Annotated in this window: 20 protein-coding genes; 17 read left to right on the top strand and 3 right to left on the bottom strand. The window is 63.4% G+C overall.

Translation table 11 applies throughout. The features are described 5' to 3' along the window. Positions 1 to 172: 172 nt before the first annotated feature. Positions 173 to 2251 carry a penicillin-binding protein 2 gene (mrdA, locus tag AC1DWQ_RS14385; RefSeq protein WP_477670254.1) on the top strand — a complete coding sequence of 693 codons (2079 nt, stop codon included), beginning with the start codon at positions 173 to 175 and terminating at the stop codon, positions 2249 to 2251. Between the two features lie 168 nt (positions 2252 to 2419). On the opposite strand, the gene AC1DWQ_RS14380 is transcribed toward mrdA, so the two are convergent. After that, positions 2420 to 3178 carry a sulfite exporter TauE/SafE family protein gene (locus AC1DWQ_RS14380; RefSeq protein WP_477670253.1) on the bottom strand — a complete coding sequence of 253 codons (759 nt, stop codon included), beginning with the start codon at positions 3176 to 3178 and terminating at the stop codon, positions 2420 to 2422. Positions 3179 to 3692: 514 nt separating this feature from the next. On the opposite strand from AC1DWQ_RS14380, the gene AC1DWQ_RS14375 reads away from it, so the two are divergent. Beyond that, positions 3693 to 5153, top strand: coding sequence for an ammonium transporter (locus tag AC1DWQ_RS14375; RefSeq protein ID WP_477670252.1), 1461 nt, complete (start codon positions 3693 to 3695; stop codon positions 5151 to 5153). Between the two features lie 39 nt (positions 5154 to 5192). Further along, positions 5193 to 5654, top strand: coding sequence for a hypothetical protein (locus AC1DWQ_RS14370; RefSeq protein ID WP_457281700.1), 462 nt, complete (start codon positions 5193 to 5195; stop codon positions 5652 to 5654). Positions 5655 to 5814: 160 nt separating this feature from the next. Here AC1DWQ_RS14370 and AC1DWQ_RS14365 read toward each other — a convergent pair whose 3' ends face one another. Continuing rightward, positions 5815 to 6264 carry a hypothetical protein gene (locus AC1DWQ_RS14365; RefSeq protein WP_477670251.1) on the bottom strand — a complete coding sequence of 150 codons (450 nt, stop codon included), beginning with the start codon at positions 6262 to 6264 and terminating at the stop codon, positions 5815 to 5817. 183 nt (positions 6265 to 6447) lie between these two features. Between AC1DWQ_RS14365 and AC1DWQ_RS14360 the strand changes: the two genes are divergently transcribed. The 8 genes from AC1DWQ_RS14360 to AC1DWQ_RS14325 all read left to right on the top strand — a co-directional run bounded on the left by AC1DWQ_RS14360 (position 6448) and on the right by AC1DWQ_RS14325 (position 14492). Beyond that, a complete protein-coding gene (locus AC1DWQ_RS14360) occupies positions 6448 to 7227 on the top strand; it encodes a phosphate/phosphite/phosphonate ABC transporter substrate-binding protein (protein WP_477670250.1) in 780 nt (259 codons plus the stop codon). Between the two features lie 307 nt (positions 7228 to 7534). After that, a complete protein-coding gene (locus AC1DWQ_RS14355) occupies positions 7535 to 8308 on the top strand; it encodes a crotonase/enoyl-CoA hydratase family protein (RefSeq protein WP_477670249.1) in 774 nt (257 codons plus the stop codon). Between the two features lie 70 nt (positions 8309 to 8378). After that, positions 8379 to 10235 carry a feruloyl-CoA synthase gene (locus AC1DWQ_RS14350; protein WP_477670248.1) on the top strand — a complete coding sequence of 619 codons (1857 nt, stop codon included), beginning with the start codon at positions 8379 to 8381 and terminating at the stop codon, positions 10233 to 10235. A gap of 19 nt (positions 10236 to 10254) precedes the next feature. Then, positions 10255 to 11514, top strand: coding sequence for a thiolase family protein (locus tag AC1DWQ_RS14345; RefSeq protein WP_477670247.1), 1260 nt, complete (start codon positions 10255 to 10257; stop codon positions 11512 to 11514). A 77-nt stretch (positions 11515 to 11591) separates the two neighbouring features. After that, positions 11592 to 12377, top strand: coding sequence for an SDR family NAD(P)-dependent oxidoreductase (locus AC1DWQ_RS14340; protein ID WP_477670246.1), 786 nt, complete (start codon positions 11592 to 11594; stop codon positions 12375 to 12377). Positions 12378 to 12382: 5 nt separating this feature from the next. Next, positions 12383 to 12802: an acyl-CoA thioesterase gene (locus AC1DWQ_RS14335; protein WP_477670245.1), complete on the top strand. Its 420-nt coding sequence runs from the start codon at positions 12383 to 12385 to the stop codon at positions 12800 to 12802. A gap of 94 nt (positions 12803 to 12896) precedes the next feature. Beyond that, the gene (locus tag AC1DWQ_RS14330; RefSeq protein ID WP_477670244.1) at positions 12897 to 13889 is read left to right on the top strand and encodes a Bug family tripartite tricarboxylate transporter substrate binding protein; all 993 of its coding nucleotides are present in this window, start codon (positions 12897 to 12899) and stop codon (positions 13887 to 13889) included. A 144-nt stretch (positions 13890 to 14033) separates the two neighbouring features. Further along, entirely contained in the window at positions 14034 to 14492 is a 459-nt protein-coding gene (locus tag AC1DWQ_RS14325; protein WP_457281691.1) for a MarR family winged helix-turn-helix transcriptional regulator, read from the top strand. A 60-nt stretch (positions 14493 to 14552) separates the two neighbouring features. On the opposite strand, the gene AC1DWQ_RS14320 is transcribed toward AC1DWQ_RS14325, so the two are convergent. Next, a complete protein-coding gene (locus AC1DWQ_RS14320) occupies positions 14553 to 16286 on the bottom strand; it encodes a GMC family oxidoreductase (protein WP_477670243.1) in 1734 nt (577 codons plus the stop codon). 363 nt (positions 16287 to 16649) lie between these two features. On the opposite strand from AC1DWQ_RS14320, the gene AC1DWQ_RS14315 reads away from it, so the two are divergent. The 6 genes from AC1DWQ_RS14315 (at position 16650) to creD (ending at position 22612) form a co-directional block, all read left to right on the top strand. After that, the gene (locus tag AC1DWQ_RS14315) at positions 16650 to 17780 is read left to right on the top strand and encodes an MlaE family ABC transporter permease (protein ID WP_477670242.1); all 1131 of its coding nucleotides are present in this window, start codon (positions 16650 to 16652) and stop codon (positions 17778 to 17780) included. Between the two features lie 117 nt (positions 17781 to 17897). Continuing rightward, positions 17898 to 18686, top strand: coding sequence for an ABC transporter ATP-binding protein (locus AC1DWQ_RS14310; RefSeq protein WP_477670241.1), 789 nt, complete (start codon positions 17898 to 17900; stop codon positions 18684 to 18686). A 12-nt stretch (positions 18687 to 18698) separates the two neighbouring features. Continuing rightward, positions 18699 to 19631 (top strand): MlaD family protein, encoded by a 933-nt coding sequence (locus tag AC1DWQ_RS14305; protein ID WP_477670240.1) that lies wholly within the window; start codon positions 18699 to 18701, stop codon positions 19629 to 19631. After that, on the top strand, positions 19628 to 20341 hold the full coding sequence (locus AC1DWQ_RS14300) for an ABC-type transport auxiliary lipoprotein family protein (RefSeq protein WP_477670239.1): 714 nt from the start codon (positions 19628 to 19630) through the stop codon (positions 20339 to 20341). Before AC1DWQ_RS14305 ends, AC1DWQ_RS14300 begins: the two co-directional genes overlap by 4 nt. Positions 20342 to 20354: 13 nt before the next feature. Continuing rightward, the gene (locus AC1DWQ_RS14295) at positions 20355 to 20915 is read left to right on the top strand and encodes a Crp/Fnr family transcriptional regulator (RefSeq protein ID WP_477647965.1); all 561 of its coding nucleotides are present in this window, start codon (positions 20355 to 20357) and stop codon (positions 20913 to 20915) included. Between the two features lie 320 nt (positions 20916 to 21235). Continuing rightward, positions 21236 to 22612 (top strand): cell envelope integrity protein CreD, encoded by a 1377-nt coding sequence (gene creD / locus AC1DWQ_RS14290; RefSeq protein WP_477670238.1) that lies wholly within the window; start codon positions 21236 to 21238, stop codon positions 22610 to 22612. The last annotated feature ends 3 nt before the right edge of the window (positions 22613 to 22615 follow it).

Genomic DNA, 22615 nt, shown 5'->3' with positions numbered 1-22615 from the left:
CTCACTTGGTGTGTTCCCTGCCCCCCGAGGGGGCCGCCCGCCTGCGGCCTGGCGAAGCCGGTTCCACGGCTCATGCTGGCCTTTTTCGGCTCGCTTCGCATCGCCTCTTTCTTTTCAGAGGTAAGCGGACGGGGTTGTGGGCACTTTCCGGCGGCTGTAGAGTCACACGGCCATGACTGAACTGCGCAACGTTGAAGCCGATTTGTCGCGCTTTCGCGCGCGGGTGCTGGTGGCCAGTTTTGCGGTGCTGTGTGCTTTTTCTCTGCTGGCGGCGCGGCTGGTGTATTTGCAGGTGTACCGCCATGCCGACCTGAACGAGCAGGCGGAAAGCAACCGGACGGCCATCGTGCCCATCGTGCCCAACCGGGGGTTGATCCTGGACCGCAATGGCGTTGTGCTGGCCACCAACTATTCGGCCTACACGCTGGAGATCACGCCTTCCAAGGTTGACAACCTGGAAGAAACCATTGCCGCACTGGAAAAGGTGGTCGACATCCAGGTGCGCGACAAGCGGCGTTTCAAGCGTTTGCGCGAAGAATCCAAAAGTTTTGAATCGCTGCCCATACGCACGCGCCTGACCGACGAGGAAGTCGCCCGGTTCGCGGCGCAGCGTTTCCGGTTCCCGGGTGTGGACATCAAGGCCAGGCTGTTTCGCAGCTACCCGTATGGCGAGCTGGGAAGCCACGTGGTGGGCTACATCGGCCGCATCAACCAGGCAGAAAAAGAAGTCATCGAAGGCAGCGAAGACGAAGGCAACTACCGCGGCACCGACTACATCGGCAAGCTCGGCGTCGAGCAGAGTTTTGAGCAGCAGCTGCACGGCACCACCGGTGTCGAACAGGTCGAGACCTCGGCGGGCGGCCGCGCCATGCGCAAACTCGCCAGCAACCCGGCCACGCCCGGCAACACCGTCATGCTGTCGCTGGACATCCGCCTGCAGAAGCTGGTGGAAGACATGTTCGGCGACCGGCGCGGCGCGCTGGTGGCGATGGACCCGAAGACCGGCGACGTGCTGGCGTTTGTCAGCAAGCCGACGTTCGACCCCAACCTGTTCGTGGACGGCATTGACACGGAGAGCTGGCAATACCTGCGCGACTCGCTGGACAAGCCCCTGCTCAACCGCGCGCTGCGCGGCACCTACCCGCCGGGCTCCACCTACAAGCCCTTCATGGCCATGGCGGCACTGGAAACCGGAAAGCGCTCCGCCAGTTTCATCGTCAACGACAACGCCTCCTGGAGTTTCGGCGGCCACGTCTTCCGCAGCCACGGCGACATCGCACTCGGGGCTGTGGACATGTACCGCGCCATCGTGAAGTCCAGCAACGTGTACTTTTATTCACTGGCCAACGAACTCGGCGTGGACGCCATGCACGACTTCATGCAGCCGCTGGGCTTTGGGCAAATCACCGGCATCGATATCAGCGGTGAAGTCACGGGCGTGCTGCCCAGCCAGGACTGGAAACGCAAGGCCTATAAAAGGCCGGAGCACCAGAAGTGGTACCCGGGTGAAACCATTTCGCTGGGTATCGGGCAGGGCTACAACACTTTCACCATGCTGCAGCTGGCGCAGGCCACGGCCGTGCTGGCCAACAACGGTGTCAAGCACAGGCCGCGGCTGGTGATCGGCACGCAGGACCCGGTGACGCGCGTGATGCACCCGCTACCGGCCGATGCGCCGGAAAACCTGGGCTACAAGGCTGAAAACATCGCGATCGTGCGCAAGGCCCTGGTCGGCGTTACCCAGGAAGGCACCTCGGCCCGCGTGTTTGCCGGCGCGGGTTACCTGAGCGGCGGCAAAACCGGCACGGCGCAGGCGGTCACCATCGGCCAGAAAGACAAGTACAACAGCAGCAAGATGGAAGAGTACCAGCGTGACCACGCTGTTTACATGGCGTTTGCGCCGGCCGAAGACCCCAGGATCGCGCTGGCGGTGATCGTGGAAAACGCCGGCTGGGGCGCCGGGGTGGCGGCGCCGATTGCACGGCGTGTTTTTGACTATGTGCTGCTGGGCCAATACCCGAGCGAGGAAGACATGGTGGCGGTGCAGAAGGGGCTGGCGGCAGCGCCCATCGGCAAGCCGCGTCAGGCCGCCGACGTGGCCGGCCAGCTGTCGGCCGGCGCAGCAGGCGCTTCCCCCGGCCCCACGAACGCCGCGGCTGCCGCTGCCGCCAAGGCCAGGACGGCGGCGATTGCGGAGGCGCTCAGCAAGCTGCCGCCGCCCATGGCGGCGGCGGGCATCAACCCCGATTGAGCCGGCCGTCGCTATCGATTTGAGAGCTGCTTGCGCATGCCTTTATTGGGCTGGACGCCAATTTGGTCATTAAACAGTGATGGCCGGATTTCAAGCAAAATCCGCCGAAAACCCATACAGGACGTGCGCAAGAAGCTACTAAATCAATAGCAAACTGGCAGCACGCCGTCAGCGCGCAAATGCGTCAAAAGCGGTTTTCAGGATCAGCGCGCTGACCACGGCGATAAACACCCCGCGCACAAAACCAGCCCCATGTTTCAAGGCCAGGCGGGTGCCCAGCAGGCTGCCTGCTACGTTGGCCACGGCCATCGTGAGGGCGAAATGCCACCAGACATGGCCTTTATAGGCAAAGAGCGCCAGCGCCGCCAGGTTGGTGGCGGTGTTGAGCAGCTTGGCCGAAGCCGACGCGTTCAAAAAGTCATAACCCAGCCAGCGCACAAATAAAAATACAAAAAAGCTGCCGGTGCCCGGGCCGAAGAAGCCGTCGTAAAACCCCAAAACCAGCCCGATGCAGCAGGCCGCCGCGGTCTCGGCACGGCCGGTAAAGCGGGGCGTGTGGTGGCGGCCCAGCTCCTTCCTGGCCAGGGTGTAAAGCAGTACCGCCAGCAGCACAAAGGGCAGGGCCTTGCGCAAAAATCCCGGCGAGATGACGGTAACCAGCCAGGCGCCCGCCAGCGAGCCGGTAAACCCGGCGGTGGCCGCCGGCAGCAGTGCCGTCCAGCGAAGCTCCACGCGGCGGGCATATTGGGCCGTGGCAACCGCGGTGCCCCAGACCGAGGCCCCCTTGTTCACCCCAAACAGGGTGGCAGGATGCGTGGTGGGGAAAACCGCAAAAAGGGCCGGCACCAGGATCAGCCCGCCGCCCCCGACGATAGAGTCCACAAAACCGGCGAGCAGGGAGGCCAACGAGACGATGAATAATTCCATGGCCCGGATTGTCCCATCGCATTGAACAGACTCATTGCTATCAAATAGATAGCTGTTGGCGCAAGACAGTCAATGGTTGCAAAGGTTTTTGAGGGTTTTACCCATCACGGCGGAGGCATAAAAAAAGCGCTGGGGTTGCCAGCGCTTTTTGCAAATCTGCATCTCTTGTGGAATGCCGCTTTGCTTGTGTACTTCTTAATGACTCTCTCGTGTCTCCTCGGCTCCTCGCGTTGCGAGCAGCAAGGCTCGTCAGCAAGTCATCCAATATAGCGGGCGCACTGTCCCAGTGCATTGGGGGTTTCCCGGCCCCGGGCTTTGGGCGGCCGCTGGTTCTGTGGATGTTTTTGGGGCACCACGCCAATCGTTTGCGCACTTTTGCAGTACATATTTTCCGTCGCAGTCCCATCACACGAGCTACTGCGGTATTGGCACGACTTATGCCTGTTGTTACCAATTGTTGGTTGATTGAACAGGCGGGCACCGTATGCATATGAACAGATTTCTGGCCTTGAGTATGTCTTTATGCTTGGGCCTGGCATGCCAGCAAGCCCTGGCACAGACCACGGCTCCCCCGGCAGTGGCGCCGCCAGCAGCCACTGCCAGTGCTCCGGAAGTCGCACCGTCCCCCGCACCGGCCACGGTTCCTGCGCCTCCTGTCGCCCCGGTGGCTGCCGCCTCAGCGCCCCTTCCTGTGCCTCCTGCGGCTGCCCCGGCACCGCTGACGCAGCCAGGACTGGTCGGTGTGGAGACCCTCAATGGTGCCGACACCGCATGGATGATGACCTCCACCGCACTGGTATTGCTCATGACCCTGCCCGGCATCGCCCTTTTCTACGGCGGCATGGTGCGCAGGAAAAGCGTGCTCAATGTCATGGCCTGCGTCGTCGCTATCTGTGCCGTTGTCAGCCTGCTCTGGTTTGCGGTGGGGTACTCCATCGCCTTCACGCCCGGCAAAGGTGCGCTTGGGCACTATCTGGGTGGTCCCGAGCGGCTCTGGTTCACCGGGCTGGACTACGTGAAGGATGCGCAGAAGGTGGCCGTGAGCCATATCGCGCCCAACATTCCCGAGTCGGTCTACGCCATGTTCCAGCTGACCTTCGCCATCATCACGGCCGCGCTGGTGGTCGGATCGTTTGTGGAACGCATGCGGTTTTCCGCGATGCTGGTGTTCATGTCGCTGTGGACCGTCGTCGTTTACGCACCCATTGCCCACTGGGTCTGGGAGCCCAATGGCTGGCTGGCGCGCATGGGCGCGCTGGACTTTGCCGGCGGCTCGGTCGTGCACATCAATGCCGGCATTGCCGGGCTGGTCTGTGCCTACGCGCTCGGGCCACGCCACGGCTACGGCCGTGAACCGTTTACGCCTTTCAACCTGGGCCTGACCATGGCCGGTGCCGGCATGCTGTGGGTCGGCTGGTTTGGCTTTAACGCCGGCTCCGCCGTGGCCTCCGACGGCCGGGCCGGCCTGGCGATGGCCGTCACGCACATCGCGGCGGCCGCGGGCGCTCTCTCGTGGATGGCGGCCGAATGGATTGTTCGCGGGCGTCCTTCCCTGCTGGGACTGTGCTCGGGCCTGGTCGCCGGGCTGGTCGCCATCACGCCGGCGGCGGGCTTTGTCTCGCCGCGCGCGGCCCTGGTGTTTGGCCTGGTGGCCGGCGTGGCCTGCTACTGGGGCGCTACGGGCCTCAAGCGCCTGCTCAACGCCGACGATTCACTGGACGTGTTCGGCGTGCACGGCGTGGGCGGCATTGTGGGTTCGCTGCTGACCGGCATTTTTGCCAGCAAGGCCATCTCCGGTGTCGAGGGCAGTCTGATGACCCAGGCGATCGGCGCAGGCGCCGTCATGCTCTACAGCCTGTTCATGACGGCGCTGGCCTTGTGGGTCACCTCGCTGATCGTCAGCCTGCGCGTCAGCGAAGCCGCCGAGAGCGACGGCCTGGACATCACCCAGCACGCCGAGCGGTTGGGCACGTAACTGACAAACAACGGACTCCACTTTCAAGGATTGCGCACCATGCCCTCCAGTGAAAAAATTGCCGTTGCGGCCCACCTGCATGTGCTGTTGCGCCGCAAAACCGGCCGCGTGACCGACACCGAGTGGATGGCCGGTAACCAGGAATACGCCGCCGAAATAGCGCGTTTTGCGCGGGAAAAAGCCGCCGAGGATGGCCACGTGGACCTGGCGGTGTGGGCCGACCGGCTTGAAGAAATCATGGCCACCCCCGAGCCCAAGGCACGCGTGCCGCTGGTGCAGTTGGTGTCCGAGGTGGTGAAGGAGCGCAGCCAGCCGGTGCTTGCCCCGGCGCCTGTGCCCGACCGCCAGAGCGCCCGGTCTATCGATACCGAGGAAGAGGTCTATCCTGAATCAGGTTTTATCGAGTCGACATTCGGTGCCATTTTCGGCGAGGGCGAGTCGCCGCGAGAGCGCCGCCAGCGCGACCCGAACGCGCCGCGCTATGTGAAGGGCCTGCGATAACTTGTAGCCCCCTGTCTCGGCTCACTGCGTGTAGCCGGAACCCCCCTCAGGGTGGCAACACCTGCAGCCCGGCAAAGCCGGTTCTGCGGTGTTATTGCCCCGAACGCGCCGCGCTTCGTGAAGAGCTTGCGCTGAACGCTGCGGGGGTTTTCCCGCTTAATTACTTTGCCGGCGCGGCATGCGGCGCTGCGGCTTCCCGAACGCGGTTCAGGCTGTGCGCCAGCATGTTGCGGGTGCGAATGCGGATGTTGGCGCTGGCATCTTCAGCAAACGCGGCCACATAAGGGTGGCCTGCGTTGTCCGCCAGGATGCTGCGCCGCACCTGATCCAGGCCGGCATCGCAGGCCGCCAGTGCGGCATCGGCGAGCACAAACACGGACTGCTCCGGGTTGTCTTTCAGCGACTGCAAGGCGCTCTGGGCACAGCGCTGGTAGTCGTTGATGGCCGTGGCCACCGGGGCGCGGGCAATCGACAGCGGGTCCTGGCTGGCGCGCGGCGCCGGGCTACAGGCAGACAGGGCAGTCAGCAGCATGGCGATCAGGAAGGTGGGCAGACTCTTCATGATTTCGGTCGGGCGGCGGTGGTCTGCGGCATCTTCCGATTGTGTCATCGGGGTGCAAATGCAAGCGGGCGCCCACCATGTCATGAGGGTGGTGGAAAAAGTTGACAGGGGTAAATTGCGCTAGCCAGCGCCGGACACACGCAGTAGCATGCGTGAGCTTTATATAAGGAGAGGCTTATGCTGAGGAGATGGATGTTAGGGACCCTGGTGTTGGGGTTCAGCCAGTTTTGTATGGGCACTGCCAATGCCCAGGCGCAGGCCCAGCAACTGATACTGGGCATCAGCGAAGGCACTTCGGGTGGCCTCGACCACGCCCAGGTGATTGCCAAATACCAGGGGCTGGCCGAGGTGATCGGCAAAGCCATGAAGGCCAAGGTCAGCGTGGTGTTTGCGCGCGAATTCAAGCAGCTGGAAGAAGGCATGCAGACCGGCCGCTTCGACCTGGTGATGGCACGCCCGAGCGACTACCCGGCGCGCGGCATGCGCGACTACGGCTACAGCTATATCGCCAGCACCAAGCCCGACGGGCAGTGCTTCATCATTGCGCCCAAGGGTTCGGCCCTCAAGACCATCGACGACGTCAAGGGCAAGCGGATTGCCTTGCCCGAGCAGATTGCCTATATGTCCCGCTTCTGTGCCGCAGAGCTCAGGGACAAAGGCATCCTGGTCGACAAGGAAAACGTGCAGTTCGTGCGCGAACAAGCTGCCGTCGGGTTCTACCTGGACAACAAGTTTGCCGATGTGGGCGGTGTCGCTTCCTACTCGGGCATCGGCAAAAAATGGGAAAAAGACGGCGGCCGCATCCTGCACAAGAGCGTGGCGCAGCCCTACTTTCCGCTGGTGGCCCATAAACGCGTCAAGCCCGAACAGCTCAAGGCGATCCAGGAGGAATTGCTGGCGCTGCCCGCCAGCGATGCCGGCAAGGACGTGCTCAAGCGCATCGGCATCGAGCAGTTCGACACCACGTCGGAAGCGCGCATGCGCGAGCTGCTGAAGTGGCTCAATATTTGAGCCAGGCCTTCGCCGGCTGTTGCCGGCGCCAGGCCGGGCCACGGCGAAACTGACTGACCGCTAGCGTCAGCGGCACACCCAGTGTGCCGAATCGCCGTCTGCCGGGCGACCCAATTTCCTCCATCCCCTGCGGGGGGAGTCATCCTTCATCCAGGGTTTCCTCCTGCGGATTGCCTTGCGGGCCGGCTGGTCCGCCGCGCAAACATGCCTTGGTACGCCCTAGGGTTTTCACTAGAAAAAAAAGGCTTAATCACGTTGTAATAGTTATTATTCATAACCATAATTGGCTTCCGGAAACACACTTCACATGACCCCAAAATACCTTCATCTCGAAATGCACGGCAATGTCGCCGTGGTCCGCCTGGCGCGCCCTGCCAAACGCAACGCCCTGGGTGACGCCCTGATCCTGGCACTGCGGAACCTGTTCGAAAGCCTTCCTTCCGAAACAAAAGCCGCCGTGCTTTGCGGCGAGGGTGACCACTTCTGTGCGGGGCTTGACCTGAGCGAACTCAAGGAGCGTGATGCCAGCCAGGGCCTGCACCATTCGCGCATGTGGCACGCAGCGCTGGAGCGGGTGCAGTACGGCCCGGTGCCCGTGATCGCGGCCCTGCACGGTGCCGTGGTCGGTGGTGGCCTGGAGCTGGCAAGTGCCTGCCATATCCGGGTTGCCGACGAAAGCGCTTTCTACGCGCTGCCCGAAGGCTCGCGCGGCATCTTTGTCGGTGGTGGCGGTGCGGTGCGCATCCCGCGGCTGATCGGCGCCGCGCGGATGACCGACATGATGCTGACCGGCCGTGTCTACAACGCGGTGGACGGTGAGCGCATAGGCATTGCGCAATACCTGGTGCCCGAGGGCCAGGCTTTCGCCAAAGCCCTTGAACTGGCCACTCGCGTGGCAGAAAACGCGCCGCTGACCAACTACGCCCTCATGCATGCGTTGCCGCGCATTGCCGAGCAACCGGCAGACCAGGGGTTCTTCACCGAGGCCCTGATGGCCGCAGTGGCGCAAAGCGCGCCCGAAGCCAAGAGCCGCGTGAAAGATTTCCTGGACGGCAAGGCCCGCAAGGTCCAGAAGGGCTGACCAGGCCGGGCGGGCAGGCAAGAGAGACATCCAGAAAAAAGACAGAAGACAAGAGACAGAAGAGACAACCATGAGTGCCCCGAAATTTCGTCCCATGGCCTTTGGCGTGACCCGTGTGGTTTTGCGCGACGGCGTACCCGGTGTGCGCTATCTGCGCGCAGACCAGGCCCTGCAAGCCTTCCCGACCCGTATCACTGACCGCCTGCAGCATTGGGCGCAGACGGTCCCGGGCCGCAGCTTCATGGCGCGGCGCGAAAAGCTGGCTGATGGCAAGACCGGCGACTGGCGGCACATCACTTATGCCGAAGCTTGGGTCTCGGCCCGCAACATCGCACAGGGGCTGGTCGACCGGGGCCTGAGCGCCGAACGCCCGGTGGTCATCCTGTCGGAAAACGACCTGGAGCATGCGTTGCTGGCGCTGGGTTGCATGCTGGCCGGCGTGCCCTTTGTACCGACGTCTCCGCCCTACAGTCTGGTCAGCCAGGACTACGACAAGCTGCGCCACGTGCTCAAGACCGTGACGCCGGGTCTGGTGTTTGCCGCCGACGGCGCCCGCTACGCCAGGGCCATCAGCGCAGCCATTGGCAACGACGTCGAGGTGGTGCTGGCTACCGGGCAGGTCGAAGGGCGCGCCACCACGGCGTTTGCCGAACTGGCTGCAACGCCGGCCACGGAGGCCGTAGACCGCGCCATGCAGGCCACAGGGCCGGACACGATCGTGAAATTCCTGTTCACCAGCGGCTCCACCAAGATGCCCAAGGCGGTCATCAATACCCAGCGCATGTGGTGTGCCAACCAGCAGCAAATGGCGCAATCGATGCCCGTGCTGCAGGACGAGCCGCCGGTGCTGGTCGACTGGCTACCCTGGAACCACACCTTCGGCGGCAACCACAATTTCGGCATGGTGGTGTTCCATGGCGGAACGCTCTACATCGACGACGGCAAACCGACCCCGGCGCTGATGCACGAAACCCTGCGCAACCTGCGCGAGATTGCCCCCACGGTGTACTTCAACGTGCCTACCGGCTTTGAGGCCATCGCCAGCGCCATGAAAACGGACGCAGAGCTGCGGCGCAACCTGCTGTCGCGCGTGAAGATGTTTTTTTATGCCGGCGCTGCGCTGGCCCAACCCGTGTGGGACAGCCTGTACGAGTCCGAAGAAAAAGAAGTGGGCGAGCGCATTGTCATGGCGACCGGCCTGGGCATGACCGAGTCCGCGCCGTTTGCCATTTTTGTGACCAACCCCAACGTGAAAGCCGGCGACCTCGGCGTGCCCGCGCCCGGCATCGAGCTCAAGCTGGTGGACACCGACGGCAAGACCGAGGTGCGCTACAAGGGCCCCAACATCACGCCCGGCTACTGGCGCGCACCGCAGGAGACGGCAGCAGCCTTTGACGAAGAAGGTTTCTTTTGTACCGGCGACGCCGTCAAATGGATTGATGAGGGCAACATTCACCTCGGGCTCAAGTTCGACGGGCGCATCGCCGAGGACTTCAAGCTGGCCACGGGCACCTTTGTCAGTGTGGGCCCGCTGCGTGCAAAGATCGTCGCTGCGGGAGCGCCTTACGTGCAGGACGTGGTACTCACGGGCATCAACCTCAAGGAAGTGGGCGCACTGGTTTTCCCGACACCTGCGGTGCGCACGCTGGCCGGACTGCCGCCCGACGCGCCGCTGCGCCAGGCCGTTGAAAGCCCGCAGGTGGTAGCGCACTTTCAGGAGATGATGAACAAGCTCGCGGAGGGCGCGACCGGCAGCGCCAGCTGCATCCGGCGCCTGCACCTGATGCATGAGCCGCCCTCATTCGACAAGGGTGAGGTCACCGACAAAGGCTCCATCAACCAGCGCGCCGTGCTGACGCACCGTGAAGCTTTGGTGGTAGCCCTGCACGATGACACGGCGCACCCCATCGTCAAACCCGCACCATAAAACCCGACGCACAAACACCATGCAGCCCAAAGGATTTTTCTCCGCTTTCGAAGACGTCTGGATGCTCGACGGCATCCGCACGCCCATGGTCGACTACTGCGGCGCCCTTGGTCATATATCGCCCACCGACCTCGGCATCAAGGCCGCGCGCGCCGTGCTCCAGCGCTCGGGTGTCAGTGGCGGCGATGTCGATTCGGTGCTTGCCGGCAACATGGCTCCTGGTGATTTTGAGCAGTTCATGCTGCCGCGCCATATCGGCCTTTACGCCGGGGTGCCTGTGGAGGTGCCGGCCATCATGGTGCAGCGCATCTGCGGTACCGGCTTTGAATTGTTCCGCCAGGCCGGCGAGCAGATCCAGAGCGGAGCCGCCAGCGTGGCGCTGGTCGTCGGCGCCGAGAGCATGACGCGCAACCCGATCGCCGCCTTCGAGCACCGTACGGGTTTCAAGCTGGGCGCGCCGGTCGGCTTCAAGGACTTCATGTGGGAGGCCCTCAAGGACTCGGCCGCCGGCATCGACATGATCCAGACCGCGGAAAATCTCGCGAAGAAATATGGCATCGCGCGGGAAGCCGTCGATGAATTTGCCTCCAGCTCGTTTGCCAAAGCCGTGGCCGCCCGCGAGGCGGGTTTTCACGCCGGTGAAATTGTGCCGGTGGTCACAGAAGAATTTGAACTCGCCGGCTATGCCACGCGCGGCATACGCCTGCAGGGCAAAGCCACGGAAGTCGCGCAGGACACCCACGCACGCTTGTCCCCCGTCGAGGTGCTGGCCAAACTCCGGGTGGTTCACGCCGGCGGGGTGCAGACCGGCGGCAACAGTGCAGCGCTGGTGGATGCGGCAGCGGCAGCCGTGGTGGCCTCGGGCGAGTACGTGAAGGCGCATGGAAAAAAACCGCTGGCACGTGTCGTGGCTGCCGCGGTGGTGGGGGTGCCGCCCGAAATCATGGGCATAGGTCCCGCGCCAGCGATTCGCCTGCTGCTGGCGCGCTGCGGCCTGACGCTGGACCAGATCGGCCGCTTCGAGATCAACGAAGCCCAAGGCGCGCAAACGCTGGCGGTGGCGCGTGAACTGAACCTCGATCTGAGCAAGCTCAATGTCAATGGTGGTGCCATCGCGATGGGTCACCCGCTGGCGGTCACCGGTGTCCGCCTGACGGTCACCGTCGCGCGTGAAATGCAACGCGCGGGCCTGCGTTACGGCATTGCATCCGCATGCGTGGGCGGCGGGCAGGGCATTGCCCTGTTGCTTGAAAACCCCGAAGGGGCCGAAATTTCTTGAGCAAATGGTGGCTGCAGTGCACAGCAGACAAGCGCAAGCAGCTATAAAAACAATAGCAACCGATCTGGAGAGAAGGCATGAAGATTGAAGGACTTGCGGCGCTGGTGACGGGAGGCGGCTCAGGGCTGGGTGAAGCCACTGCCCGTGAGCTGGCACGCCTGGGCGCCAGGGTTGCCGTGCTGGATGTGAATCTCGCCGGAGCAGAAAAAGTCGCGGCCGACATTTGCGCCACGCACGGGAGCGGCACCGCAGTGGCGTGCCAGTGCGACATCACCGACAGCGCCAGCCTGGCGGCCGCGCTGGAAAAAGCCGCAGCTGCGCATGGCCCGGCCCGCATCCTGATGAACGTTGCCGGCGTTGGCTCGGCCAGGCGCGTGGTGGGCAAAGACGGCAGCCCTGCGCCGCTCGAAGACTTTGCCAAAGTCGTCACCATCAACCTGGTGGGCACCTACAACGCGAGCCGCCTGTTTGCGGCCGCCTGCGCCAAACTGCCCGCGCTGGAAGATGGCCAGCGCGGCGTCATGATGTTCACGGCCTCGGTGGCGGCCTTTGACGGCCAGGTGGGCCAGCAGGCTTACAGTGCCTCCAAGGGCGGCCTGGTCGGCATGACACTGCCGATGGCGCGCGACCTGGCGCAGCACGGCATCCGCGTCTGCACGGTGGCGCCGGGCCTGTTCGCAACGCCGCTGATGCAGCAATTGCCCGAGGCGGTGCAGGCTTCGCTTGCCGCCAGCATTCCTTTTCCGCAGCGCCTGGGCAAGCCCGAGGAGTTTGCCCAGCTGGCCGCGCACATCGTGGCCAACGACCATCTCAACGGCGAAGTCATCCGGCTGGATGGCGCATTGCGCATGGCGCCAAGGTGAACAGCATGAGCAAGACCGTTGTTTACGAAGTTTCCGTTGCGTTTGGCGACTGCGATCCCGCAGGTATCGTGTTCTTTCCCAATTTCTCGCGATGGATGGACGCCTCGTCGCTGAACTTTTTTGTCAAGTGCGGCGTGCCAACATGGCGTGAGCTTGTCAAGACCACCGGCATCATCGGCACGCCGCTGCTCGAGATCAATACGCGGTTCACCCAGCCCGCCGTCTATGGCGAGACGCTGCAGATTCACACAAGTATTGAGGAGTGGCGCGACAAGGTATTCATCCAGAAGCATGTGATCAAACGTGGTGACGACCTGATTTGCGAAGGCCGTGAAACCCGGGCCTTCTGCATTCGCCGTCCGGAGAATCCTGAGCGCATCAAGGCCATTGCCGTGCCGCAAGACATTCGGGCCCTGTGCAGCTAGACGCTTCGCGTTCCGCTTTGTTTTCGTCTTTCAGTTTTTGATTTCGGTTTTGTTTTTTCGACCCGTTGGACATCATTAAAAAAGGAGACATTTCATGCAAACACGCCGTCATTTTGTGCAGGCAGCCGCAACGCTCACCGCAGCCGCCGGCTTCGCCCCGTTCTCTGCCCATGCGAGCCCGCTGGAGCAGGTCAAGATCATTTACGGATTCCCCGCCGGCAGTGCGGGCGACATCTGCGCGCGCCGTGTCGGCGACAGGATGGGCGGCACCGCCTATTCCAAAAACAACGCCATCGTGGACACCAAGGCCGGCGCCGGCGGCCGCATCGCGCTGGAGACGCTGAAGATGGCACCCACGGACGGCTCCGTCATTGCCATGACGCCGTTTTCCTGCATGTCGCTGTATCCCCACATCTACAAAAAGCTGGCCTATGACCCGTTCGCGGATTTTGTATCCGTGGGCACCGCGTCCATGATTCACCATGGGCTGGCTGTGGGGCCGCTGGTGCCCGCTTCCGTGAAGACCGTCCAGGACTTCCTGGTATGGGCCAGGGCCAATCCGAAGGATGCGAGTTATGGCTCGCCCGCTGCGGGATCAACCCCCCACTTTTTGGGCGCCTTGCTGGGCCTGAACAACCAGGTGGAACTCAAACATGTGCCTTACCGCGGTTCCGTGCCCGGCGTGACCGATGTGGTGGGCGGCCAGCTTGCGGCCATGTTCACGCCGCATGGCGACTTCATCCCCAATCACAAGGCCGGCAAGCTGCGCATCCTGGCAACGTCCGGAAAGCAGCGCTCACCCTTTGTGCCCGAAGTACCGACCTTCGCCGAACAGGGCTTTGCCGACCTGACCGTGGAGGAGTGGTTCGGTTTTTGTGCCCCCGCCAAAACGCCGGCCAGTGTGGTTGCCGCCGCCAACGCCGCCATCAACGCCGCCATCAAGGACAAATCCGTCATCGACTCGCTGACGGTGGTGGGCCTGATTCCCTACGGCGGCACGGCGGAGGACATGGCGACCAGCCAGAAGCGCGAACTCGACCGCTGGGGCCCGCTGATCAAGAAAATCGGCTTTACCGCCGAGTCCTGATCAGAACGCGGTGCCGATGACTGATGCCGGGAGCCCTGAGGCACCCGATCATGGATCGGCACCGCTTGGCATAATCGGGGCTGGACTGGCCGCATGCCGTGCGGCGGTCCGTATTGCCCGATGACGAAAGCTTCCTGACCACCTATGCCAGCGTCCCTCAAACCAGCGCCCGCTGTCGAAGAAGTCGATACCTCCTACCTTGAAACACTGATTGGCTACAACGCCACGCGTGCTTCGCTCAAGGTCATTGAACTGTTCATGAAACGCATGGCGGTGTATGACCTGCGACACGTGGATTTTTCCATCCTGTCGCTGATCACGCACAACCCGGGCATCACCTCGCGCCAGCTGTGCAGTGCGCTGAGCATCTTGCCGCCCAACCTGGTCGGGAAAATCGGCACGCTGGAAAAGCGCGAGCTCGTTCACCGCAAGCCGCACCCGCAGGACGGCCGCGCTGTGGGCCTGTATCTCACCGAGGCAGGCGAGGCGCTGATGCGGGAGGCTGAGCGCACCGCCACCAGCCTCGAATCAGATGCCACCGAGCGGCTGAGCGCGGCGGAAAAAAAGACGCTGGTGCGTCTTCTCCAAAAAATCTATCTTTGATCTGTTTCGAAGGGGCGGTTCAGCCGGAGGCTTGCGGGCAGCTTGGGCACGGCGTTGCCTTCAAATGCCGGCCTGAATCCATTCGGCGGCCTTCTCCGCAATCATGAGCGTGGGTGAGTTGGTGTTGCCGCTGGTGATCAGCGGCATCACACCGGCATCCACCACGCGCAGGCCGCGAACCCCGCGCACCCGAAGGTGCGAGTCCACTACCGCCATGGGGTCGTCTTCCTTGCCCATTTTGGTGGTGCCCACCGGGTGGAAGATGGTGGTGGCAATGTCGCCCGCCAGCCGCGTGAGTTCTTCGTCCGTCTGGAACTGCACGCCGGGTTTGAATTCTTCGGGCTTGTATTTGGCCAGCGCGTCCTGGCTGACGATCTTTCGGGTCACGCGCAGGGAGTCGGCTGCCACCTGCCGGTCTTCGGCCGTGCTCAGGTAGTTGGGTGAAATCGCCGGTGCATCCTCAAAGCGGTTGCTCTTGATGTGCACGGTGCCGCGGCTGGTCGGGTTGAGGTTGCATACGCTGGCGGTGAAAGCGTTGAAGCTGTGCAGCGGCTCGCCGAAAGCGTCCAGCGACAGCGGCTGCACATGGTATTCGATGTTGGGGTAGGGCTGGTCGGGCGATGAGCGAGTGAAGGCGCCCAGTTGCGACGGCGCCATGCTCATCGGGCCGGTCTGCTTCAACGCGTACTCCAGGCCGATGCGGGCCTTGCCCCATAACGTGTTGGCCATGGTGTTGAGCGAAAGCCCCCAGCGCTGGTCGCCGTGCACCTTGTAGACCGAGCGGATCTGCAAGTGGTCCTGCAGGTTGGCGCCCACGCCCGGCAGGTCCTGCAGCACCGGAATGCCGTGCTGTTGCAGCAGGGTGGCCGGGCCAATGCCTGAAAGCTGCAGGATTTGCGGCGAGCCGATGCTGCCTGCGCACAGGATGACTTCGCCCATGTGCCCCGAGTCGCGTGTCGAATGCGCTGTCACCCGCTCGTCGCCGGCCCACACTTCCACGCCGGTGCAGCGCTGGCTGCCGTCGGCCTGCGTTTCAACCACGAGCTTGCACACCTGGGCGTTGTTCCACAATTCGAAATTGGGCCGGGCATAACAGGCGGGACGCAAAAATGCTTTGGCGGTGTTCCAGCGCCAGCCTTTTTTCTGGTTGACCTCGAAGTAGCCCACACCCTCGTTGTCGCCGCGGTTGAAGTCGGAAGTCGCCGGGATCCCGGCCTGCTGCGCCGCTTCGGCAAATGCATCGAGGATGTCCCAGCGCAGGCGCTGTTTCTCGACACGCCATTCGCCGCCCGAATTGTGGTGACGCAGCAGCTTCTGGTAGGGCTGGCTTTTGTCCTGCATGAGCTCGGGTGCCACGCCGCGCGCACCGTGCATCGCGTCGGCACCCTTGTGGTGGTCTTCGTGCAGCTTGAAATGCGGCAACGCGTTGTCCCATCGCCAGGCCATGTCGCCCGTCAGCTGGGCCCACTGGTCGTAGTCGCGTGCCTGGCCACGCATGTAGATCATGCCGTTGATGCTGGAGCAGCCGCCCAGCGTCTTGCCGCGAGGGTAGCGCAGTGCCCGCCCGTTGAGGCCGGCGTCCGGCTCGGTGTTGTAGAGCCAGTCGGTGCGCGGGTTGCCGATGCAATGCAGGTAGCCCACCGGGATGTGGATCCAGTGGTAGTCGTCCTTGCGGCCGGCCTCGATGAGCAGTACCCGTTTGGACGCGTCGGCGCTCAGGCGGTTGGCCAGCAGGCAACCCGCGGTTCCGGCGCCGACGATGATGTAGTCAAAAACCTGGCTGTCGTCTTGCATGGATGTTTTGTCTCTTGGCTTTCAGCCGTGTGTTTTTGAGGGGCCGGGTAGCTGTGCTGTTTTGGCAGCGTTCCTTCGCCGCAGGCTCCCATCCTGCCATCCCAGCCTAACGCGAGGCTGACCGCGCGGCAGTGGTTCGATTGTGGCAAAAACGGCGCTATCCCTGCGGCGGGGATTACCCGCTGGCCTTTCCTTCCGGCACGGGGTCCCGGCGGGTTGTAGGACCAAGGCGATAGCGCGTTTTTGGGGCTGTGTATTTGTGTTTCCTGCAGTTACCATGACTGTTTTGCAATTCGGGCGCCGCCCGCCATTGCAGACTGCCGGCAAGCGCCGGGCACCACCGGACGCCTTTACCGAATGCACATGGAAGAATCCACGCCCCGCATCGAACAGCAGGACACGCCGCAAGGCCGGATGTTTGTCGTTCGCGGTGCCTGGACAGCCGCCGACCTCACCGCACAGGAAGTCTGGCAAGGTTTGACGGCGCAACTGCAAGCCCTGCAGGGCGGCGCAGCCCAATCCGCCGGCTGGAATCTGGAGCCGCTCGAAAAGCTTGACCACCTGGGTGCGCAGGTGCTGTGGAACCATTGGGGGCGCGACTGGCCTGCGCAACTGCAGGTGCACGCGAGCCAGCGCGCGGTGCTGGAAACCGTCGCCAAATTCAGTGCGGATCCGCCCAAACCCCGCAAGCCTGACTGGACCGGGCCCTTCATCCTGCTGGGTACACGGGTGCTGCGTCTGGTCGACCACCTCAAAGGCCTGGTGCGCCTGATCGGCCAGCTGCTGCTCGACATCATCCGGCTTTTCAGGCACCCGCAGGAAGGCCCCTGGCGCGACCTGTCGGGCCACCTGTTTCATATCGGTGCCACCGCCTTGCCCATCACCGCACTGGTGGGGTTTTTGATTGGCGTGGTGCTGGCTTACCTGATTTCGCAGCAGCTGCGCCAGTTCGGCGCCGACGCCTTCATCGTGAACATCCTGGGTATCTCGTTGATCCGCGAACTCGGGCCGGTGCTGGCCGCCATCCTGATCGCCGGGCGCAGCGGTTCGGCCATCACTGCGCAGATCGGTGTCATGCGGGTCACCGAAGAGCTCGACGCCATGCGTGTCATGGGCATCGCGCGGGGCTTTCGCCTGGTCATGCCGCGCGCGCTGGCGCTCGCCGTGGTGATGCCACTCATCAGCGTGTGGACCACCATCGCAGCGTTGCTGGGCGGCATGCTGGCCGCCGACATTTCCATGGGCGTCACGCCGTCCTACTTCATCAATTCGCTGCCGGCCGCAGTTGACGTGGCCAACCTCACGCTGGCCACGGCCAAATCCGTTGTGTTCGGGGTGTTGATTGCATTAGTCGGCTGCCACTATGGCCTGCGTGTCAAACCCAACACCGAAAGCCTGGGGCAGGGCACCACGGCGTCGGTCGTAACGTCCATCACGGTGGTGATTCTGGTCGACGCATTGTTCGCCGTATTGTTCAAGAGTGTGGGCATATGAACAGGGCCCCCACGTTCGCCCACTGCGTGTGGCTCTCTGCCCCCCAAGGGGGCGCATTTTCCTTGGGGCGGCCCGGCGGAAAATTGCACACGTCAAAACACCTTCGGCGTTTTCCCAATGACTGATTCCATCGTCGATATCAAAAAACTCTGGACCGTGTTCCAGAACGGCGACAAAAAAGCCGTAGTGCACAAGGACCTGGACCTCACGGTGGAGCGGGGGGAGGTGTTGTCGCTGGTGGGCGGGTCGGGTACCGGTAAAACGGTGTTGCTGCGCCAGATACTGGGGCTGGAGAAACCCACCCAGGGCGAGATCACTGTGCTGGGCAGGCCGGCCGCCGAACTTGGCAAGCGGGGAGCGGCCAGCCGTGTCGGCATGCTGTTCCAGCAGGGTGCGCTGTTTTCGGCCTTCACGGTGCTCGAGAACATCGCCTTCCCGTTGCGTGAGCTCAAGACTTTGCCGCGCGCACTGGTCTACGAAGCGGCCATGGTCAAGCTGCGAATGGTGGGCCTGGGCCCCGACGCGGCCGACAAGATGCCGAGCGATCTGTCGGGCGGCATGGTCAAGCGCGTGGCATTGGCGCGCGCCCTCATCATGGACCCGCCGTTGCTGCTGCTTGACGAACCCACGGCGGGCCTGGACCCGGAAAGCTCCGACAGTTTCGTCTCGCTGCTGCGCTCGCTGCACCGCGACATGGAGCTCACGGTGGTGATGGTGACGCATGACCTGGACACGCTCTTTGAGCTCAGCACGCGCATCGCCGTGCTGGCCGAACAAAAAGTCATCGTTAACGATGTGCCCAAGGAAGTGGTGGCGTTTCCGCACCCCTTCATTCACGAATTTTTCCTTGGCGAAAGGGGTCAGCGCGCGATGGAATTGCTGCGCGAATACCCCTTTACTGTTTAGAAAGGCTTCGATATGGAAAACAAAGCCCATGCCATGGCCGCCGGCGCATTTGTACTGGTGGTGACCGCCCTGCTGGCCCTGCTGGCGATCTGGCTGACGCGCGACAACACCGAACGCGACCTGTACGACATGAGCACCAGCGAAACTGTTTCGGGCCTGCAGCCGCAGGCCACGGTGCGGTTTCGCGGCGTGCCGGTCGGCAAGGTCGAGCTCATCGGGTTTGACACCAAGGTCAAGGGCAATGTGCTGATCCGTGTCTCGATCGACCGCAGCGCGCCGGTCACCAAATCCACTTTTGCCACGGTGGCATCACAAGGTGTCACGGGGCTCGGGTTCATCCAGCTCGACGACGACGGAAAGTCCGCTGAGCGGCTGGCGGTGAACGACGACGACCCGCCGCGCATTCCGCTCAAACCAGGTGGGCTGGACAAGCTGCTCAAGCAAAGCGAAGTGATCTTCAACCAGGTCGAAGAAGCCAGCACGCGTTTGAACAAACTGCTGTCCGACGAGAACCAGGCGGCGGTCACTTCCGCCATCACGCAACTCGGCGAAGCGGCCAGCGGCATCAACCGTGTGGCCAAAGGCCTCGAGCCTACGGTGGCGAGCCTGCCGGGCCTGTCGCGCGACGCGACGGCGACGCTGAAATCCGTCAGGACGGCTGCCGACGACGTCAGCGCGACCGCCACGCGCCTGAGTGAAAAAGGCGGGCCGCTCGACAAACTGTCCGAGGGCGGCGCCGCGCTGGCCTCGGGGGTGGAGACCTTCAGCGCCGGCACGCTGCCCAAGCTGGGCGAAGTGGCCGACGAAACGGCCCGCACCATGCGCCAGTTGCGCCGCACGGTCAACGCGGTCGACGACAACCCGCAGTCGCTGATTTTCGGCAACGGTCCACCGGTGCCCGGTCCGGGCGAGCCCGGTTTTTCTGCCAACGGAGAGAAAAAATGACATTCGATTTTTTCAAGATCTTTTCATCTGCTATGAATTCAGTAGCTGCTTGCGCCCGTCCATCAAAGGCCTTGGCCATTTTTTCCTCGATAGTCATGGCGCTGGCGGTCAGCGGCTGCTCGGGCCTGCCCGACAAACCCACGCGGGCCACCATGTATGACTTCGGCCCTGGCCCTTTGGCCATTCAGCCCAGCACGCGGCAGGCGCCGTTGCCGCCGCTGGCGCTTGACGACATCTCCACCTCCGGCGGCGCGCTCGACAATATGGCGGTGCTGTACCGTCTGGCGTATACCGACGCACAGCAGCTGCGGCCGTATTCGCAGGCGCGCTGGAGCATGCCGCCCGCACAACTGGTGCGCCAGCGCCTGCGCGAACAGCTTGGCCAGCGCCGCGCCGTGTTCAGCGCCGGCTCCAGTGTGGCACTCAACCGCAGCCAGAACGCGGTGCTGCCGCTGCTGCTGCGCCTGGACCTGGAAGAATTCAGCCACTTCTTCAGCGCGCCCAACACGAGCGTCGGCCTGATCCGCCTGCGCGCCACGCTGCTTGAAATCACCCCCGCAGGCGAGAAGCTGGTGGGGCAGCGCAATGTCATCGTGCAGCGTCCTGCGCCCAGCAACGACGCTCCCGGCGGCGTCCGGGCCCTCACGGCAGCCACCGACGCTGCCATCGAGGAGCTGGACCAATGGCTGCAGCAAACACCCGCGCGCTAAAACGCCTTGCGCCATGAAAACGCTGGAAGAACAACTGGATGCCGCCGGGCTGCATGTATTCGGCTGCTGCGAGCAGCTGAGCGCTTACGGACCCGACCTGCTGCAGAACTCGCAGCTGCTGCAGGACTTCACGCCTGCCGAAGCCGACATCCTGGGCGCGTCCATGCTGCTGGTTCGCGCCGAACCGGGGCAGGTGATGATCCGCGAAGGCGAAGCCGGCGACTGGATGATGCTGATCCTCAAGGGCACGGTCGATGTGACCAAACGGCTTGAATCAGCGGCCGAAGCGGCGCAGGCCGAAGCCGGCGCGGAACCGGTCGTCTCGCGCGTGGCCGTGGTGCGCAGCGGCGCGGCAATAGGCGACATGTCCATGCTCGACAGCGAGCCGCGCTATGCCACCTGCACCGCCATCGAATCTGTCGAGGCCGGCGTCTGGGGCCGCCATGAAATTGCCCTGCTGATTCGCGACCACCCCGGCGTGGGCGCCAAGCTGCTGGTCAAGATCACGCAGATGATGGCCCAGCGCCTGCGCAACACCAGCAATCAGCTGGTCAAGTTGCTTCGAAAGAAGTAGACCCCCCGTCCAGGCTCACTGCGTGTAGCCCGTTCCCCCCTCGAGGGGGCGGCGCCTGGGGCCGGCGAAGCCGGACCCTCGGCCCCCACTGGTGGAATACTCCCACTGAATACGCCCTGAATCTTCAACCCAGCATGAGCCCCGGGACCGGCTTTGCCGGGCCGTAGGGCGGGCGGCCCCCTCGGGGGGCAGGGAGCTACACGCAGTGAGCGACCGTGGGGGCGCCACTTCACCCTCACTTCACATAAGCGGCCCGCAGCTCATCTTGAGCTCACACACGATTTGCACACTTCCCTTCGTTGTTCAAACGAAAGGAAGTCATGAAACAAAAACTCTTCGCGCTGGCCCTGGTGGTGGTTTTGCTGGTCGTCGCGCTGTTCCAGATCAGTGGCGTGGTGCACGACCGCCAGACCTACCGGCAAATTGCCATCCAGAGCGTGGCGCAGAGCCTGGCCGGCCCGCAGACGCTGACCGGCCCGCTTATCCACCGGGCCTGCACCGAGGAGTGGGACATCAAGTATGAGGACAAGAAAGTACAAACCGAGCGGCGTGAGTTCACCCTGGTGGCCGCGCCGGCTTCGCTGACCGTCAAGGGCGGCAGCAAACTCGAGGCGCGGGCACGCGGCCTGCATGCGACGCAGGCCTTTAACCTCAAGGCCGACATCGTGGCCGAATGGACCGACACCGAAGCACTCAAGCCCGTGGCCGAACACGCCGGCTCACGCATGAACTGCGGCCAGCCGCTGTTGATGATGGCGGTGTCCGACTCGCGCGGCATCCGCCATGCCAGCGTCAAGATCGGCGAGCAGGTGCTGGCGCTCAAGCCCGGTACCTTCTATGGCAGCTACCCGCGCGGCGTGCATGCGCCGTTACCCATGGCCATGGTGGGAGCGGCGCCGCTGCAGGCGAAACTGGAACTTGAACTCGTGGGCACCGAAAGTATTTCGGTGGTGCCGTTAGGTGGCGACACCCGGGTGCAGCTCACGTCGAACTGGCCGCACCCGAGTTTTGGCGGGCAGTTTCTCCCGGTGGACCGCAAAGTGACGGACCAGGGTTTTGAAGCCAGCTGGCGCGTCAGCTCGCTGGCCAGCACTGCGCAGCAGGAGGTGGCGCAGCCCGACCCGGGCAAGCGCAAGAGCGTTTGCCTGCCCTACAGCGATGGCTCGGCCACCAACTCCTGCGTGGAGGCCTTCAGCGTGACCTTTGTCGACCCTTCCAATACCTACGCGCTCAGCGACCGGGCTACCAAATACGGTCTGCTGTTTATCGGCCTGACTTTTTTGGCCGTGGGGCTGTTCGAGTTCATGAAGTCACTGCGCGTGCACCCGATCCAGTACCTGCTGGTGGGTGCGGCCATGAGCATGTTTTTCCTGTTGCTTGTGAGCCTTTCGGAGCACATGCCCTTTGAAACTGCTTATGCGATTGCCGCCGCCGCCTGTGTGCTTCTGCTGACGTATTACGCCAGCCACATGCTGGGCCGCTGGTCGCGCGGCCTGCCGTTTGGCCTGGGCATCACCACGCTGTACGGCATGCTGTTTGTGCTGCTGCGGATGGAGCAAACAGCCTTGCTGCTGGGTGCAGTGGCCTTGTTCGCCGTGCTCGCGGCCATCATGATGCTGACGCGGCAGGTAGATTGGTACGCACGGTTCAAACAGGCTGAACCGGTCAAACCTGAACCGGCAAAGGTGGCCGCGTGATGC

The sequence above is a fragment of the Polaromonas sp. P2_G11 genome, from assembly GCF_056403595.1.
The sequence above is the reverse complement of the archived record's forward strand: the minus strand, read 5'-3'. Positions and strand labels throughout refer to the sequence as shown.

What these genes read in the sequence shown, in the direction of transcription:
- AC1DWQ_RS14295 (WP_477647965.1), top strand. Translation starts at nt 20,355, where the DNA reads ATGAAAACGCTGGAAGAACAACTGGATGCCGCCGGGCTGCATGTATTC.
- AC1DWQ_RS14365 (WP_477670251.1), bottom strand. Translation starts at nt 6,264, where the DNA reads ATGACACAATCGGAAGATGCCGCAGACCACCGCCGCCCGACCGAAATC.
- AC1DWQ_RS14375 (WP_477670252.1), top strand. Translation starts at nt 3,693, where the DNA reads ATGTCTTTATGCTTGGGCCTGGCATGCCAGCAAGCCCTGGCACAGACC.
- AC1DWQ_RS14305 (WP_477670240.1), top strand. Translation starts at nt 18,699, where the DNA reads ATGGAAAACAAAGCCCATGCCATGGCCGCCGGCGCATTTGTACTGGTG.
- AC1DWQ_RS14360 (WP_477670250.1), top strand. Translation starts at nt 6,448, where the DNA reads ATGGGCACTGCCAATGCCCAGGCGCAGGCCCAGCAACTGATACTGGGC.
- AC1DWQ_RS14325 (WP_457281691.1), top strand. Translation starts at nt 14,034, where the DNA reads ATGCCAGCGTCCCTCAAACCAGCGCCCGCTGTCGAAGAAGTCGATACC.
- AC1DWQ_RS14380 (WP_477670253.1), bottom strand. Translation starts at nt 3,178, where the DNA reads ATGGAATTATTCATCGTCTCGTTGGCCTCCCTGCTCGCCGGTTTTGTG.
- AC1DWQ_RS14340 (WP_477670246.1), top strand. Translation starts at nt 11,592, where the DNA reads ATGAAGATTGAAGGACTTGCGGCGCTGGTGACGGGAGGCGGCTCAGGG.
- AC1DWQ_RS14350 (WP_477670248.1), top strand. Translation starts at nt 8,379, where the DNA reads ATGAGTGCCCCGAAATTTCGTCCCATGGCCTTTGGCGTGACCCGTGTG.
- AC1DWQ_RS14370 (WP_457281700.1), top strand. Translation starts at nt 5,193, where the DNA reads ATGCCCTCCAGTGAAAAAATTGCCGTTGCGGCCCACCTGCATGTGCTG.
- AC1DWQ_RS14300 (WP_477670239.1), top strand. Translation starts at nt 19,628, where the DNA reads ATGACATTCGATTTTTTCAAGATCTTTTCATCTGCTATGAATTCAGTA.
- AC1DWQ_RS14315 (WP_477670242.1), top strand. Translation starts at nt 16,650, where the DNA reads ATGGAAGAATCCACGCCCCGCATCGAACAGCAGGACACGCCGCAAGGC.
- creD (WP_477670238.1), top strand. Translation starts at nt 21,236, where the DNA reads ATGAAACAAAAACTCTTCGCGCTGGCCCTGGTGGTGGTTTTGCTGGTC.
- AC1DWQ_RS14345 (WP_477670247.1), top strand. Translation starts at nt 10,255, where the DNA reads ATGCAGCCCAAAGGATTTTTCTCCGCTTTCGAAGACGTCTGGATGCTC.
- AC1DWQ_RS14310 (WP_477670241.1), top strand. Translation starts at nt 17,898, where the DNA reads ATGACTGATTCCATCGTCGATATCAAAAAACTCTGGACCGTGTTCCAG.
- mrdA (WP_477670254.1), top strand. Translation starts at nt 173, where the DNA reads ATGACTGAACTGCGCAACGTTGAAGCCGATTTGTCGCGCTTTCGCGCG.
- AC1DWQ_RS14330 (WP_477670244.1), top strand. Translation starts at nt 12,897, where the DNA reads ATGCAAACACGCCGTCATTTTGTGCAGGCAGCCGCAACGCTCACCGCA.
- AC1DWQ_RS14355 (WP_477670249.1), top strand. Translation starts at nt 7,535, where the DNA reads ATGACCCCAAAATACCTTCATCTCGAAATGCACGGCAATGTCGCCGTG.
- AC1DWQ_RS14335 (WP_477670245.1), top strand. Translation starts at nt 12,383, where the DNA reads ATGAGCAAGACCGTTGTTTACGAAGTTTCCGTTGCGTTTGGCGACTGC.
- AC1DWQ_RS14320 (WP_477670243.1), bottom strand. Translation starts at nt 16,286, where the DNA reads ATGCAAGACGACAGCCAGGTTTTTGACTACATCATCGTCGGCGCCGGA.